The organism is Acinetobacter sp. C13, from assembly GCF_016809775.1.
In the GTDB taxonomy this organism is placed as follows: Bacteria; Pseudomonadota; Gammaproteobacteria; order Pseudomonadales; family Moraxellaceae; genus Acinetobacter; species Acinetobacter pittii.
Window position 1 is genome coordinate 653,512 of the sequence record NZ_JAFBJL010000001.1, and the last position, 16,906, is coordinate 670,417.

Sequence of the window (16,906 nt, forward strand, 5' to 3'; positions counted from 1 at the left end):
AAATCGCTTAAAAGATGTGATTCGGCTAAAAGTAGCCCGATACTTATTCAAAATATAGGGCTACCTATCAATTCACCTAAAGTTTAGTTGGCCTTTGCCGCAACTTTATTATTGGTTAATATCACTTGTTGCTGAGATTGAAGGGGTTTAATCACTTGTGGGTTAGAGTTACTCCAAGGGATATAGGCTTCTGTCAAAATATGGCCTGTAAGACTCGTTAAATCACTCGTTTTAACTTCCGCATTGCCTTGACGACCAAATAATACAACTTCATCACCTGCTTTGGCCTCTGGAATATCGGTTACATCAACCATAACAGTATTCATTGATACTCGACCAACCACTGGTGCTTTTTGTCCATTTATTAATACAAAAGCTTTATTACTAAAACTACGACGGTAGCCATCCGAATAACCTACAGGGAGGTTTGCGAGTCTAGAGTCACGTTTCAAGGTATAGGTTTGGTCATAACCTACAGTTGAATCTTTAAGGTAATTATTCACTGCGGCAATTTGTGTTTTAAATGCCATCATACCTTTAAATTCAGGGTGATTAGGAAAATCACCATATATAATTGCACCTGCACGAACCATATCTAAATGTGATTCAGGAACATTTACGGTAGCAAATGAATTAGCTGTATGTAATGTTAATTCTTTACGATTCAGTTTGGCTTTTTTAATCAACCATGCGGTTTGTTCATTAAATTGCGCCAGACGCTCACGAACAAATTTTTCATCTTCTACGGCATAGTGAGTCATAATGCCGTCAATTTTAAGATGAGGGAGTTTGGTGATCGCCACAGCTTGTTCTTTGCCTAGAGCCGTAGACATTTCAAGACCATTACGATCCATACCGCCTGAATTTAAAGCCAAGCTGTAATGAACAGTTGTATTGTTCGCTTCTGCCCATTTAGACATGCGGGCAGCTTGGTCATAATTACCTAAAAGCTCTTCAATATTTAAAGCCTGTGCGTTAATAATTTCACTATCTGTGGCGGTACGTAAACGTGTAATTTTGCCTTTATAGCCATGCTTACGCACTATAGCCGCTTCAGCATTACTGGTAATGCCAATACAAGATACATTTAACTTCATAACACTTGGCATAAGTAGATCAATACTATGGCCGTATGCGTTAGCTTTCATGACTATACAAAGTTGTGTTTTGCCATTAAGTAACTGACTCGTCCTTTTAATATTATCTTCAAAAGCTTGAGTATCAATTTCTATCCATGCATTGGCTGTAGGAGCAGGGCTTACTTCATTTGTAACATGGGGAGTAAGTAAGGGAGCTGCATGAGCAAATTGCACCGAACCGAATAATATTAATGCACAGCTATAAGCGAGATGAGAAAATTTTGTTTTAAGTTTCATGAGTTTTTAATCTTTCCTGGCTAAATATAATTTAATGCTGGGTGGATTTTTATGGTTAAGTACTGAAATATAATTGATTTAAAATGCCACATGATTTGGTCGTAATAATACTTTCTCCTTAAAATATTATAGTCGCTATTAAGTAAAATTTAATTTGCTTAAACTAAATTGAAAAAATACAAATCTGATTTCAATTAATCTTAATTAAATCTAAATATACATTCATAAAAAAACAAGAAGAAAAATTATTATAATTTTTTGAATGTTATTTTTTTAATCTATTTATTGGTGCTGTTTTTAATTAAATTTTTTAAAATATAACATTTGGTAAATAATTAACTTTATTATTACAAAAGATTTTTTTATTTTTTTAAATATATTGGATTGTATTTTTATCAGTTGGTAAAATATAAAAAAATTGGGGGAATAAATATCCGTAATTTTATTCAATAGAATGAAAAAAATTAAAATTACTATATTTTTCATTAATTTATTTGTTGTTTATTGAAACTGTTTAGAAGTTATGGATTATTTTTAGTCAATTTTTAAGCGTCTAATATCATATTTAATAGTTTTTAATAAGTTAATTTAAATTTTATAAATAAAATATTAATTAGATTGATTGAATAATTGGGTGTTGTTTAACCACAAGTGTTTAGCCTTGGTTTTGTGTAATAAATGAACTGGTATGTCTTATATTCTTTTTTTAATTTGATTTATTGTTTAAGATTTTAGTTAAATTAAAATTTTATGTTTGTTTTGAAGTTAAGTAATTTTCTTAATATTTTAGTTTTTATTAAATGTATAATTTTGTATTAAGACTTTATAAATATAAGATGATGAGTGTGTTTTTTATTGCTTAGGATGTTTTGATTTTTTCTTGATCATATTATTCTAATTCTACAAGGATGTAATATAGGAGGGCTTATATTGATTTTTAGTGCAAACCATCAATTCCTGTGTAAGAGTCCGTACAGAAATATGAATTTTTATCTTAAAAAGTGTCTAATTAAATATGATGTAATGGCTATGCCATGCCGATTTTTCTTGATGAACAAATGAGCTAAGGAAGGTTTTTCGAAGCCATTGGTACACCCACCATTTTTTATGAAAAAATGAATTGGAAAAAAGCGGGGAATAGGACGCGTTTTGCTTAAAAGATCAGCATTAATAAAAGCTTTTGTCACATTTTTTCAGTATATTGCTATTAATTTCTTTATTTATAAATTCTAAGTTTGTATGGAACAGGACCAAGCTCGCATACCTAAATATATTCCTATCCGCGATGCAATTGCCCACGATATTGAATCTGGCGTATTAAAAGCCCACGCAAAACTCCCTTCGGAAAGAGTGCTTTCAGAACAATTCCAAACCACTCGAGTGGCTGCACGTGAAGCTTTGTTGGCTTTGGAAACTGATGGCCTGATTTATCGATTAGACCGTCGTGGTTGGTATGTTCGTTCTCCTCGTATTATTTATCACCCGCAATCTACAAAAAACTTTAATCAGTTTGTGATTGAACAAGGCTATGAACCTTCGACAGAAGTGATTTCGAGTGAACTGACTCAGGCTACTTCTTGGGATGCCAAGCATTTAAAAGTTGAAAAAGGGCATCCGATTTATTCAGTTTGGCGACGTCGTTGTATTAATGGTCGACCTGTTTTGGTGGAGCATTTACGTGTTAACGCCGAGTTTTTCCCTGAGTTTTTAACTCATGATCTTAAGCAATCGATTACTTTACTGATGGCAAATCAATATAACTGCCATATCACCAGAGCTGACATTAATCTGTATCCAACCGCTTTATCGGAACAGCAGGCCAAAGCACTTCATGTCAATGTAGGCGCGCTCGGTTTATATATTCGTCGTAGTAATAGAAATGAAGAAGGCGTGATTACTGATGTCGACCAAGAATATTGGCTACATGATGTTTTAGATTTACATTTCGAAGCGCGAGCATAAAAATACAATCTGGTTTAAACCAGATTAATTAAACTGTCATATAAAGCTGTTGAAATACGATCATCAAATAATTGCATTCGATGGTTTGCAGATGAAACAGTATGTTCAACAGACAATTAAACTCGGCACTGCATCAGTTTTAGGTGTGGTGGTCGCTATTCAAATGGGATGTTCATCAGCAACATCAAAACAATCAGAAGAAATTACAGTCTATACGGCAGTGGAAGCCGATCAGCTTAAGCAATACCAAGAGGAATTACACAAAGCCTATCCAGAGCTAAAAGTAAAATGGGTACGTGATTCAACAGGGGTGATCACCGCTAAACTTTTGGCAGAGCAGAAAAACCCACAAGCGGATGTGGTTTTTGGTGTGGCTTTAACCAGTTTACTGGTCATGGAAAAGAAAGACATGCTTGAGCCTTTCAAACCTGAAGGTGTTCAAAATTTAAAACCAGAATTTGTAAGTCAAAAACCTGTACTGACTTGGACGGGTATGGATGCATGGGAATCTGCAATTTGTGTAAATAAAGTCGAATTAGAAAAACGTAAGTTACCAATTCCAAAAACTTGGAAAGATTTAACCAACCCCATTTATAAAAACCTGATTGTGATGCCAAATCCAGCTTCGAGTGGCACAGGCTATTTAGATGTCACGGCTTGGATGCAAATTTGGGGCGAAAAGCAGGCATGGGACTATATGCAGGCTTTAGATAAAAACATTTCACAATATCCTCACTCTGGCTCAAAACCTTGCAAGATGGCTGCACAGGGCGAAATCCCAATTGGAATTTCCTTCGGTTATCCAGCCTTTAAATTAAAAGCAGAGGGTGCACCTTTAGAAGTGGTTTATCCAACTGAAGGTTTAGGTTGGGAAATGGAAGCCTCAGCAATTGTGAAAGGAACCAAGAAATTAAGTAGCGCACAAAAATTTATAAATTGGTCGGTAAGCAAAGCGGCAAATGAAGCCTATGCCCATAACTTTTCAATGGTGGCCTACAAAGGCATTGAAAATACCACTATGGACTTCCCGAAAAACCTTCCCCAAATGCTCGTAAAAAATGATTTTTATTGGGCGGCAGAGCAGCGTGAACGTATTTTGGCTGAATGGTCAAAGCGTTTTGAAAAGTGATCTTTTGGATAAGGGCCTTATTATGCAAATTCCTTCGTCATTGCAGTCATCGCTGCTAGGTCAAAACCAAAAGGCCGAGTTAGCAGGGCATTTATTGTCGACATTAACGACCTATAAATATCCTGAACATGGCCCTTTGGTTTTAGAAGTGGTGGATATTCAAAAAAAGTTCCAACACTTTCAGGTCCTAACGCATATTAATTTAGACCTGAAAGCTGGCGAGTTCGTGAGCTTTTTGGGACCTTCTGGATGCGGTAAAACCACATTGCTACGCATAATTGCGGGTCTAGAAAAACCTGATTATGGAAAGGTTATAAAAAAGGGCGCAGACATTACGTTGTTGAGTGCTGAAAAGCGTCACTGTGGCATTGTGTTTCAGAACTATGCGTTATTTCCAAACTTAAACGTTGAAGAAAATATTGCGTTTGGCTTAGACAAAAAGAAATGGGATAAGGCACAGCGTAGTCAACGAGTTCAGCAATTATTAGAACTGATTGAATTACCCGATATTGCTAAAAAATATCCAAATCAATTGTCGGGTGGGCAGCAGCAACGTGTTGCGCTTGCTCGGGCAATTGCACCGAAGCCTGATATTTTACTGTTGGATGAGCCATTGTCTGCACTCGATGCTCAGGTACGTCTAAAGCTAAGACAAAAGATCCGTTCGATTCAATCGCAGCTTAATTTGCCAACCATTATGGTCACACACGATCAAGAAGAAGCATTAAGCATTTCTGACCGTGTTGTAGTCATGAATCATGGTGTCATTGAGCAAATTGATACACCGCACAATATTTATTACAAGCCACAAACCCAATTCGTTGCAAAGTTTATTGGTACCATGAACTTTTTGGTAGCTACTTGTTCGGTAGTTAATCAGCTCGAGGTTTTGGGTTTTATTCCTCTAAATTTGGAACAGCATAAACTTAAAGCAGGGCAAAACTACAGCATTGGTTTCAGACCGAAAGCTGTCGAGTTGGTTGATGCTTTTGGCAGTGATAAAGAGTCGTTGTATTTGCCAGTTAAAGTATTAAGCACTGAATTTTTAGGCGCAAAACGCCGTTTATTTTGCGCTATTTATATCGATGGAATTGAGCAGTCCAAACACCTTTTGCAAATTGAAATTGAAAATACCAAGTTCAAAACTTTGCAAGAACTGATGTTTATAAAAGTGCCTAATCAGCTCATTCATGTCTTTGACGAACAAGGGTACGCACTATGTTAAATGAAGCTGCTTCAGCGGTTTTAAAAACACAGCCGCGTCGAAAAACTGAATATTCATTAAGAGCAAATATTGCTTTAGCTGCCGTCGCAATCGCTTTGACTTTAGCAATTATTGCTCCTTTAATGATGCTGTTTGAAACCGCATTTTTTGATGAAAATCAAAATTTTGTTGGCCTTGAAAATTTTTATAATTATTTTGCAAGTCCAGCTTTACTCAGCTCTATATTTAACTCGGTGTGGGTTGCTTGTGCTGCTACTGTCATTACAGTATTGCTTGCCAGTATTTATGCTTTTGCACTCACCAATGTGAATATAAAAGGCAAAGGCTTCTTTAAACTGGTCGCTTTTTTACCCATTTTAGCGCCATCACTTTTGCCTTCTTTGGCATTGGTTTATTTGTTTGGTAAGCAAGGTGTGTTTAAACCTTTACTGGGCGATATACAAATTTATGGTCCAATCGGTATTTTAATCAGTTATTGCTTTTGGCTATTTCCAGCAATTTTGATGTTGATGATGGTGTCTTTTCGCAGTGTCGATCAGCGTTTAATTGAGGCATCTTTGTCGCTCGGCAAAAATATCTGGAAGACGCATTATCACGTCACATTACCTGCAATTCGGTATGGACTCATCAGCGCAAGTCTGGTGGCTTTTATTTATGTGCTGACCGATTTTGGGATTCCGAAAGTCATTGGCGGTTCATTTAATATGATGGCGCTTGATGTCTATAAACAGATTATTGGTCAGCAAAACATGAGCATGGGTGCGGTCATTTCCATCTTGTTATTGCTACCAGCAGTTTTTGTGTTCATTTTCGACCGTATACAAAGCAAGCGGCATGCACGGTTTCAAGCCTTTCAGGCTAAACCTTATGTTTCAGCATCGAATAAAAAACTTGAAGTCGTTCTGAGCATATTTTGTAGCTTGGTTTCAGCTACGATTTTACTGATTATCTTTACGGCTGTGCTCGCATCATTTATTCAGTCTTGGCCTTATGATTTGTCTTTGACCTTAGCACATTACAGTTTTGAATATGTCGATGGTGGTGGTTGGGCAGCGTACTTCAACTCGGTTCGCATGGCACTCTTTAGTACGGTTTTTGGAACAGCACTGATTTTTATGGTGGCACTATTAACCGAACGTTTTAAGACACATCCACTCATTAAAAACTATGTGCAAGCTTTGGTTCTACTGCCACTCGCTGTGCCAGGGTTGGTTCTAGGTATTGCTTATATTTTGTTTTTTAACCAGCAAAGCAACCCGTTAAATGTGCTGTATGGAACCATGACCATTTTGGTGATTTCAACCATCGTGCATTATTACACCGTGCCACATCTCACTTTAACCAATGCCATTAAACAGATTCCGCTACAGCTTGATCAGGCAGCACAAACTCTAGGAACATCAAAGTGGAAAACCTTTTGGAAAGTGTATTTGCCTATGTGTTTTCCAGCGCTATGCGATGTATCGGTCTATGTTTTTGTGAATGCCATGACGACTGTGTCGGCTGCGATTTTCCTTTATTCACCAGACACCAGTTTAGCTGCGGTAGCCGTTTTAAATATGGATGATGCGGGAGACACGGTTGCTGCTGTTGCCATGAGCATTCTCATTTTAACCACCTCATGTGTTGTAAAACTCATTCACTGGTTATTTACCCGAAAAATTATGGCAAGAAGTCAGCAATGGCGTGAAAGCGCTCACTAAGTTTTAGCTAAACACAATTTTTATTTAACCGACTAAAACGAAATGCTTTGTTCAACAAGGCAAGGGTTTATTCATCCTAAATTTCGCAAATTGGAAGTCTTATGAATAACGCACAGTTTGATTTAATTGTTGTCGGCGCCGGTATTTTAGGTTTGTCCGCTGCCATACAAGCGCAAGAACAAGGCTTAAAAGTTTGTATCTTCGAGAAAAATGCCAAACCTGTGGGAGCAACTCGCCGTAATTTTGGCATGGTCGGAACATCGACATTAACCCATCCAGAGCAACAGTGGCGAAAATACGCTCTTGAAACGCGTTCTTTTTATCAACGCATTCAGGCTGAAACCAATATTTCATTTGAGCAAAGACAAGGTGTGTATCTGGCAAATACGGCACTTGAATGGCAGGTTTTAAATGAGTTTGCCGAGCGTGCAAATAATTATCAAATACCTGTGCATTTACGAAGTCATGATGAGCTGGTCACCCAATTTTCTTATTTAAATCCTTCGCAGCATTTTCAAGGTGGTTTGGTTTTTGAAGAAGATTATTCGGTCGAACCGCATGTGATTGGGCAGCACCTATTGGCATATGCCGAAAGAAACGGTGTAGAGATTTATACCAATGCTTGTGTCGTTCAAACCCAATATCAACATGAAATTTGTCAGGTTCGCTTGGCAAGTGGCGAGGTATATCGGGCAAATAAAGTTTTGATCTGCCACGGTGAAATCATCGATGTTTTATATCCAGATCTCTTACAAAGCTTGAATTTGAAACGCTGTGGCTTACAAATGGCGCTGACTCAATGGTTTCACCAAAAATTAAATGCTTCTCTTTATTCAGGCTTATCTATTTCACGTTATCCGGCTTTTGAAATTTGCCCAAGTCATGCGGAGTTGGTTAAAGCATCACAACAAGGTTTCATTAAAGAATTCGGTATTCATATTCTGATTAAACAAAACGAATTTGGCGAACTGATCGTAGGTGATAGCCACGAATATCATTCGATTAATGAAGCGCCTCAGTTCGAGCAGCGTGAAGAGATTAATGAATTTATTCAAGCTTACTGCTATGAAAAATTAGGGCTGACTTTACCTCCAATTCAAAAACGTTGGAATGGTTATTACCTGACTCATGAAGATGAGTTGGCCTGTGTCACTGAAGCCGAAAAAAACATCTTTCTGGTAAGTGCAATTGCTGGCAAAGGCATGACCACAGGGGCTGGGTTTATGAAAGAAGTATTAGAAGAAAATATTTACTAGTTTGTCATCTGGTTTAAACCAGATTGATGTATATTGAAATGAACGTGAAAGAAATGAGTACCATTATGAACATGCAACCCCAACTCGATATGGATTTAGAGAACAAGTATTTGCTTCTCACACCAGGACCATTATCAACATCGGCAACAGTACGCCGTGCCATGCAAAAAGACTGGTGTACTTGGGACCAAGAATATAATTCGCTGGTACAAGATATCCGCTCTCGTCTAGTCAACTTGGCAACCAGTCAACCTGAAAAATATACGGCTGTGTTAATGCAAGGCAGTGGTAGTTTTGCAGTGGAGTCTGTGCTTGGTTCAGCTATTCCGCGTGATGGCAAAATCTTAATTATTAATAACGGTGCATACGGTGCACGTATGGTGCAAATGGCGCGTTGCCTAAATATTGAAGTTGTAGAACTGAATTATTTAGAAACCCAAACACCAGATTTACAAGAAATTGAGCGTGTTTTAGAAGATAAAACTATTAGCCATGTTGCTTGTGTGCACTGTGAAACCACCACAGGTATTTTAAATCCAATTCAAGAGATAGGCCGTTTAGTTAAAGCAGCAGGAAAAATCTGGATTGTGGATGCCATGAGTTCATTCGGTGGTGTGCCCATGGATATTGCTGAGCTTGAAATTGATTTTCTAATTTCAAGTGCAAATAAATGTATTCAAGGTGTTCCGGGCTTTGGTTTTATTTTGGCAAAGCGTGATTGCCTAGAAGCATGTAAAGGTTTAGCTCGTTCGGTAAGTCTCGATTTGTATGACCAGTGGAATACAATGGAGCAGTATAACGGTAAATGGCGTTTTACCTCGCCAACCCATGTGGTACGTGCTTTTTATCAAGCCTTACTTGAGCTTGAGGCAGAAGGCGGAGTTGCTGCACGTTATCAACGTTATTTACAAAACCAACAAACCTTATCGCAAGGTATGCAACAACTGGGCTTTGAGTTGGTACTCGGTGAAGAGTGCCCACAATCACCCATCATTACCACTTTTCTTTACCCAACAGCCAAGTCATTTAGCTTCCAGTCATTTTATGAAACGCTGAAAAAATCAGGCTACGTAATTTATCCGGGCAAAGTCACTGACCTTAACTGCTTCCGTATTGGCAATATTGGCGAAGTTTATATTCATGACATTGAAGGGCTTCTTGCTGCGATTGCGAACTACTGTGAAAACCACCTAAACCAAGCTGTAACAGCATAACTTTTATTAAAACATTTGAATTAAAGGGAATACTTCATGACGACCAACAATACACAAATTCAGGCTGTGGTTTTTGACTGGGCTGGTACAACTGTAGATTTTGGCTCACGTGCACCAATTTTAGCTTTTATGGCTTTGTTTAAAGACAATAAAGTTGAAATTACGGTTGAAGAGGCGCGTGCGCCAATGGGTTTAGAAAAACGTGACCATATTGCAGCAGTTTTAAAAATGCCGCGTGTAGCGACTGCATGGCAGGAAGTATATGGGAAGCCTGCAACTGAAGCAGATATTGATCGGTTATATAAAGATTTTATTCCTTATCAATTAAAATCGATTCCAACATGTTCTGCTTTAATTCCGGGTGCATTAGAAACGTTTGAGAATATTAAAAAGCGTGGTGCAAAAATCGGCAGTAACACGGGTTATGCATCCATGATGATTGGTCGTTTGGTCAAAGATGCTGCCGATCAGGGTTATCGACCGGACTGTATCGTTACGGCAAGTGACGTGAAATTTGGCCGTCCATATCCTGAAATGCTATGGAAAAACTTAATTCAACTCGACGTATCTGACATCAAAACCGTTGTAAAAGTAGATGATACCGTGGTGGGTATTGACGAAGGTTTAAACGCAGGGTGCTGGACAGTCGGACTTGCGATTAGTGGTAATGAAGTCGGTTTAAGCTATGAAGAGTGGAGTTCGCTATCGGCCGATGAACAGATTATTCTAAAAGATAAGGCATACCAAAAAATGAATGCGTCTGGCGCGCACTATGTGATTGATAGTGTTGCTGATTTGCCAAATGTTTTAGATGATATTGAACGCCGTTTGGGGCAGGGTGAACGACCTTAAACAAAGTTTAGGTCTATATCTTTTTTAAGCTTAGCTCCCTCGGGAGCTAAGCTTACCTAAAAAATTAAAATGAAGAGTAGATACACTCTACATATGTGGAAATAAGGAGTAACTTTAAGAGGTAAATTCCTTATTTCCTGCTAACCATTTAAAACACATGTTTAGATCGTTAGTACCATCAATCCTATAGACACAGGACCTATAGGATTTTTTGTGATGGATCTTTTACGACTTTTGAGGGTCATATAATTTTTCTTTAATAAATAGGGCTGGTATCACGCCACAAATCAGGTAGGCAGCACCCATCACGACAAAACCTAAACCAATTGACCCGCCAGAGGCTAAGAAACCAATAGTTGCAGGGGCTAAAGCAGCACCTAAACGTCCAACGTTATAAGCACCGCCAATGGCTGTACCGCGAATAGCGGTCGCAAAGCTTTCAGTCATGTAGGTTGCATTTACGCCATACGGGATGCCGTAGAGGAAACCAAAGGTCACCAGTAAATATAGAATGTTGCTTGGCGAGTTATAAAAAACAATCAGAGGTAGGAAAATAGCAGTGCCGATTGCACCAAAGGCATAGGTAAAACGACGTCCTAATTTATCGGCCATCATGCCCGCAAGAACTTTACCCAAAATCATGGCGGTATATGTACCTACCATATAGGCAGTCATTTCCTTAAATTTCATACCCAATTCACTTTCAAGGTATGACGGCATCCAGTTGTTTACACCATAGTAGCCAAACTGTAAAAAGCCCGCTGTTAATGCCCATAAGATAAACATATTGCGGTTTCGTTTATCTTGGAAAATAAGCTTAAATGCTGAAGTTTTCGATGCATTTTGAGCCAAAACAGGTTGTTGTAGTCGAGACTTTTGCCATGCTTCTGGTTCTGGTACAAGAATATGCATAAGGACAGCAATAATGACCGGAATAATCGCAACATAAAACAGCATGCGCCAGCCATAATCAGGAATAATCCAACCTGCAAGCAAAGTCGCAACAATATAGCCAACCGTCCAACCTGCTTGTAAAGTGCCCAGTACTGTGGTGCGATAACGGGTTGGGACATATTCGGCCATGAGGGTATTACAGGCGATATAAAGTGAACCTAAACCCAGTGATGCAAAAAATCTTAAAATACCAAACTGAAGAAAGCTTTGGGTGAAACCTAAGCCACAGGTGAGGAGCGAGAAAGTTAAAATAGAAATAACCACAATGCGCACACGACCAAATTTATCGCACGCCCATCCCCCCAAAATTCCACCAACAGCCATGCCTGCCAATGTGAAACTGCCAAGCATACCTGCTTGTACTGAACTTAATCCAAAATCTGCTTTAATACTATTTAAGCTATAAGACAGCATCATCAAATCTGCACCATCTACCAACAGTGCTAGAAAAGCAAAAGTAAAAGCTATTTTCCACGTATGAGGCTGTATACGAGAAAGACCTTCTTTGTAATTTGTAGCCATAATCCATTACCTACATTTGATAAAAAGCACTTCAAGTCGTTTTGAAGCGCTTAAAATTTGATTAAGACGCAGCGCGAATCATGTTTCGGGCAATAATCACTTGTTGAATTTGAGTAGTCCCTTCATAGAGACGGAACAAACGAACATCTCGATAAAAACGTTCAATGGCATATTCACTGATGTAACCCGCACCGCCGTGAATTTGTACGCAGCGATCCGCAACGCGGCCACACATTTCGGTTGCAAACATTTTTGCGCATGAGGCTTCAGTGCTAACGTTTTGTCCTGCATCGCGTAGGCGTGCAGCGTCTAAGACCATACATTTAGCTGCATAAATTTCAGCTTTTGAGTCGGCAAGCATGGCTTGAATGAGCTGGAATTCAGCAATCGGTTGTCCAAATTGCTTGCGTTCGATGGCGTAAATTAAAGAATCATCTAGCATTCGTGTTGCTGCGCCGACACTCAAGGCCGCAATATGCAAACGGCCTTTATCCAGCACTTTCATGGCCGTTTTAAAACCGACACCTTCAACACCACCAATGAGCGCTGAAGCAGGGATGCGACAATTTTCAAAAATAACGTCACAGGTATGGGCACCTTTTTGTCCCATTTTTTTATCGCGTTTGCCAAGAAAAATGCCCGGAGTTTGGCTATCGACAATAAAAGCAGAAATGCCACCAGCGCCTTTAATATCAGGGTTTGTACGTGCCATCACTGTAAATACACCAGCGTGAGGAGCATTGGTAATAAAGCGTTTGGTGCCATTTAAAATATAAAAGTCACCGTCTTTTACTGCGCTGGTTTTTAAAGAGGCGGCATCAGAACCCGCATCTGGTTCGGTTAAGCAAAAAGAACTAATCACTTCACCACGTGCTAAACGTGGCAAGAAAAATGATTTTTGTGCTTCGGTCCCATCAATAATCAGGCCACTTGAGCCAATGCCATTATTGGTTCCAATCAGAGAGCGAAAAGCAGGAGAGGTACGACCCAATTCAAAAGCCACGTAGACCTCTTCTTCCATTGTTAGTCCAAGACCTTCGTACTCTTCAGGAATGGTTAAACCGAATAAGCCGAGAGCTTTCATTTGCTCAAGAATATCTTGAGGAATTTCATCCGTTTCAGCGACTTCATTCTCATGAGGAATTAATACACCTTCAACAAATTGTCGAATCATATCAACAAGTTGATTTAAGGTTTCCTGATCTCGAATCATAGTCTCGTCCTTTTACTACATGCAGAAAACATCAATGGGATGTTCGTAAAATCACCAATATTTGAAGCGATAGTAATCAAAGGATGAATGCAAAACAATATATTTTGAAAATTAATTTCGCAATGCGATACTTTATTGTTGATTTATGTTTAGCTAATTTATTGATTTATTTAAGCTATATTTTCTTATAAAAAATCATTATTTTTAGTGGAAAATTAAAGTTTGATTTTTAAAAAGAGCTGTGTATATTAAAAATATATATCGCTATGCGAAATTTTAAATGGATAAGTTTTCCTATAGGAAATGAATCACAAAATATAGTGGGATGAAGATGGGTGCTTTAAATGGAATTCGGGTGCTTGACTTAAGTCGGGTATTGGCTGGGCCTTGGTGTGGACAGATTCTTGCCGATTTAGGCGCAGAAGTAATCAAGATTGAACGACCAAAAGTCGGTGACGATACCCGTTCTTGGGGACCACCTTGGATGAAAGATGACTCAGGCCAAGACACTCAAGAAGCTGCTTATTATCAGTCGACCAACCGCAATAAACTATCGGTTGCCATCGATATTGCCAGTCCTGATGGCCAAGAATTGATTAAAGCCCTCATTCAAGACACCGATGTCGTGATTGAAAACTACAAAGCAGGGTCTTTAAAAAAATACGGTTTAGACTACGAGTCTTTATCTGCGATTAATCCTAAACTGGTGTATTGCTCAATTACAGGCTTTGGTCAAACTGGTCCAAGAGCAGAGGAACCCGGTTACGACTTTATTATTCAGGGTATGGGCGGGCTCATGTCGGTCACTGGTGAGCGTGATGATTTGCCTGGTGGTGGACCACAAAAAGTAGGGGTTGCATTTTCCGATTTAGCCACTGGTCTTTACTCTACGATTGCCATACAGGCTGCTTTACTCAACCGTCATGTGACGGGTTTAGGCCAATACATTGATATGGCTTTGCTTGATGTTCAAATTGCCACAATGGCAAATCAGGGAATGAACTATCTTTCATCGGGTAATATCCCTAAACGTTATGGCAATGCACACGCCAATATTGTGCCTTATCAAGTATTCAAAGCTTCTGACCGTGATTTCATTATTGCATGCGGAAATGACACTCAGTTTATTCAACTCTGTCGTAGTATTGGTTTACCCGATTTACCAAATGATCCGCGTTTTGCCCGAAATGCAGACCGAATTAAGCATCGTGATGAAATTATCGGAATTTTACAAACTCACTTTTTAACTAAAACAGCAGATGAATGGGTAGATGCAATCTATGCGGCTAAAGTTCCCGTAGGTGTGATCAATAACTTGGAACAAGCTTTTCAAGAGCCTCAAGTGATTGTCCGAGAAATGTTAGTCGAGATGAACCATCCTCAACGTGAAAAATTGAAGGTAATTGGGTCACCAATCAAACTTTCTAGAACGCCAGTTGAGTACAAAACAGCACCTCCGCTGTTGGGTGAACATACGCAGGCCGTTTTGGGGCGAATGGTTTCTTCAGAAAAACTAGCAGAGCTTAAAGAAAAGGGCGTAATTGGGTAGTTGGCTTAGAAGCAGAAGATTAAAATTATATTTAAAATCAGAAAATAAAATTTTTAATCTTTCGCTTTAATAAGTTAAATGAAGTTATCTTTAAAATGTAGACTAGGATGTTTGCTCTTTTGCTATTTATAGAAAAAATAGATTATAATTTTCGCAGTGCGAAACAAAATATGGATTGGTATGACAATGAACGATGCAGTTGATGCAGAACAGACAGAAAAATTATTAGCGCCTTTAAGGCATGAATTATTACATCCGATTGAAGACATGCAGGATGAAAATGATCGCCAATTTATTACTGCATTAGCACGTGGTTTAGAGCTATTACGTTGTTTTACGCCTAAACATCAGCATTTGGGCAATCAAGAGCTTGCTCAGATGACAGGTTTGCCAAAACCAACCATTACTCGCCTCACACATACCTTGTCGCGTTTGGGCTATATCAAACAAGTACCTAACTCAAGCAAATTTCAGCTTTCAGTAGGAGTTCTTGCTTTTGGTTATTCCATGTTATCTAACGTATCGATTCGCTCTATTGCTCATCCATATATGAAAAATTTGGCAGACTATGCTGGTGCTGCTGTAGCCATGGCAACACGCGATCGTCTGAATATGATTTATCTTGACGTGGTGCAAGGCAAAGGCAATATGACCATGCGCCGTCAAGTCGGAACGTATTTACCGATTCATTTAAGTTCGATGGGACGTGCATGTTTAGCTGCCATGCCTGAAGATGAAAGAGAGTTCTTGCTTAATGCGATTCGTAACAAGCACAAAGAAGACTGGATCAAAATTAACCGTGATCTAGACAAAGCCTTTAAAGACTACCAAGATTTTGGTTATTGTTTTTCAATTGGCGAATGGCATAAAGATGTCAATTCGGTTGCGGTTCCACTCATTCATGAACAACATGGTTTATTGGTGTTTAACTGTGGTGGTCCAAGCTTTATTATGAACCGTGAAAAACTCGAAGAAGATATTGCACCGCGTCTTTTACATATGGTGAATAATATTCGTACCGAGATTAGCTAAACCTATTTGATTTATTTATAAGAGCCAGCTGTGATCTTCAAAGCTGGCTTTTTAGTGGGTAAGCTTTAGGCTGTTTGGTTGTGAAAGTTCGGTTTCCGTTTTTCTTTGAAAGCACTTAATGCTTCTTTAAACTCGGAACCTTGTAAACAATGCGAGAAAATAGTCGACTCATGGTCAATACGATTGAGTAGATCATCAATTGGCATATCTCTTAGTAACTTTTTACTGAGCTGTAAGGCTTGGCTTGGTTTGTGAGCAAGTTTAATTGCCACATCTTCAACCACTTGATCCAGCTCAGTTGCCTCAAATATTTCATTTACTAGACCATAATTTTTTGCTTGTTCCGCCGAAAACTTTTCACCGAGTAAAATAATTTCTGAAGCTCGAGCAAAGCCCAATAATCTTGGCAAGATGTAACTTGAACCCGCTTCAGGTACAAGCCCCAAATTCACAAAGGGAAACTGAAAAATAGAATTTTGGTTTGCATACACAAGGTCGCAATGTAGAAGCATAGTGCTGCCAATGCCAATTGCCACACCATTTACTTTAGCAATAATCGGTTTTGGAAAAGTTGCCAAGCTTTTTAAGAAAACAATCGAAGCGGGTGGTTCTGAAGTGGTGGTATCTCGTTTTTCAAATGCGTTTACATCATTGCCGCTGGTAAATGCGGAGTCTTCACCAGTAAGCACAACCACATGAATGTCTTGATTGGTTGCAGCTTGATCTAATGCCTGACTTAAAGCTGCATACATTTCATAATTAATTGCATTCTTTTTAGTGGCATTACTCATGGTGAGCGTTAGTATATTTCTATCAAAATACTTATGAATTGTGCCTGTTTTAAGCTCGCTTTGGGTTTTGTTGTTCTGCTGCATCATTCATTCCTTTAAATAATTTTCCGTCTAAAATTTAAACTGAT

Annotated in this window: 13 protein-coding genes; 9 read left to right on the forward strand and 4 right to left on the reverse strand. The window is 38.8% G+C overall.

Annotated features, from left to right (window positions below):
- Positions 1–83: 83 nt before the first annotated feature.
- Entirely contained in the window at positions 84–1,376 is a 1,293-nt protein-coding gene (alr, locus tag JGE69_RS03245; RefSeq protein ID WP_044101965.1) for an alanine racemase, read from the reverse strand.
- A 1,239-nt stretch (positions 1,377–2,615) separates the two neighbouring features.
- On the opposite strand from alr, the gene JGE69_RS03250 reads away from it, so the two are divergent.
- The 7 genes from JGE69_RS03250 to phnX all read left to right on the forward strand — a co-directional run bounded on the left by JGE69_RS03250 (position 2,616) and on the right by phnX (position 10,717).
- Positions 2,616–3,338 carry a UTRA domain-containing protein gene (locus JGE69_RS03250; RefSeq protein ID WP_032052979.1) on the forward strand — a complete coding sequence of 241 codons (723 nt, stop codon included), beginning with the start codon at positions 2,616–2,618 and terminating at the stop codon, positions 3,336–3,338.
- A 91-nt stretch (positions 3,339–3,429) separates the two neighbouring features.
- The gene (locus JGE69_RS03255) at positions 3,430–4,467 is read left to right on the forward strand and encodes a putative 2-aminoethylphosphonate ABC transporter substrate-binding protein (RefSeq protein WP_199112266.1); all 1,038 of its coding nucleotides are present in this window, start codon (positions 3,430–3,432) and stop codon (positions 4,465–4,467) included.
- Between the two features lie 22 nt (positions 4,468–4,489).
- Entirely contained in the window at positions 4,490–5,692 is a 1,203-nt protein-coding gene (locus JGE69_RS03260) for an ABC transporter ATP-binding protein (RefSeq protein WP_199112267.1), read from the forward strand.
- Entirely contained in the window at positions 5,686–7,395 is a 1,710-nt protein-coding gene (locus tag JGE69_RS03265) for a putative 2-aminoethylphosphonate ABC transporter permease subunit (RefSeq protein ID WP_199112268.1), read from the forward strand. Before JGE69_RS03260 ends, JGE69_RS03265 begins: the two co-directional genes overlap by 7 nt.
- A 101-nt stretch (positions 7,396–7,496) precedes the next feature.
- Positions 7,497–8,651 carry a TIGR03364 family FAD-dependent oxidoreductase gene (locus JGE69_RS03270; protein ID WP_199112269.1) on the forward strand — a complete coding sequence of 385 codons (1,155 nt, stop codon included), beginning with the start codon at positions 7,497–7,499 and terminating at the stop codon, positions 8,649–8,651.
- A 26-nt stretch (positions 8,652–8,677) separates the two neighbouring features.
- A complete protein-coding gene (phnW, locus tag JGE69_RS03275) occupies positions 8,678–9,865 on the forward strand; it encodes a 2-aminoethylphosphonate--pyruvate transaminase (RefSeq protein WP_199113215.1) in 1,188 nt (395 codons plus the stop codon).
- Positions 9,866–9,901: 36 nt separating this feature from the next.
- Positions 9,902–10,717: a phosphonoacetaldehyde hydrolase gene (gene phnX, locus JGE69_RS03280; protein WP_199112271.1), complete on the forward strand. Its 816-nt coding sequence runs from the start codon at positions 9,902–9,904 to the stop codon at positions 10,715–10,717.
- A gap of 225 nt (positions 10,718–10,942) precedes the next feature.
- Here phnX and JGE69_RS03285 read toward each other — a convergent pair whose 3' ends face one another.
- Together JGE69_RS03285 and JGE69_RS03290 are read right to left on the reverse strand one after the other, a co-directional pair.
- Positions 10,943–12,193, reverse strand: a complete 1,251-nt coding sequence (locus JGE69_RS03285; RefSeq protein ID WP_199112273.1) for an MFS transporter — start codon at positions 12,191–12,193, stop codon at positions 10,943–10,945.
- A 61-nt stretch (positions 12,194–12,254) separates the two neighbouring features.
- Positions 12,255–13,406, reverse strand: coding sequence for an acyl-CoA dehydrogenase family protein (locus JGE69_RS03290; protein ID WP_199112275.1), 1,152 nt, complete (start codon positions 13,404–13,406; stop codon positions 12,255–12,257).
- 331 nt (positions 13,407–13,737) lie between these two features.
- Between JGE69_RS03290 and JGE69_RS03295 the strand changes: the two genes are divergently transcribed.
- Together JGE69_RS03295 and JGE69_RS03300 are read left to right on the forward strand one after the other, a co-directional pair.
- Positions 13,738–14,955, forward strand: a complete 1,218-nt coding sequence (locus tag JGE69_RS03295; protein WP_199112277.1) for a CaiB/BaiF CoA transferase family protein — start codon at positions 13,738–13,740, stop codon at positions 14,953–14,955.
- A gap of 186 nt (positions 14,956–15,141) precedes the next feature.
- The gene (locus JGE69_RS03300; RefSeq protein WP_000996083.1) at positions 15,142–15,987 is read left to right on the forward strand and encodes an IclR family transcriptional regulator; all 846 of its coding nucleotides are present in this window, start codon (positions 15,142–15,144) and stop codon (positions 15,985–15,987) included.
- 65 nt (positions 15,988–16,052) lie between these two features.
- Here the strand turns inward: JGE69_RS03300 and JGE69_RS03305 are convergent, their stop codons facing one another.
- Complete coding sequence (locus JGE69_RS03305; RefSeq protein WP_199112279.1) at positions 16,053–16,862, reverse strand: enoyl-CoA hydratase; 810 nt, start codon at positions 16,860–16,862, stop codon at positions 16,053–16,055.
- Positions 16,863–16,906 lie beyond the last annotated feature (44 nt).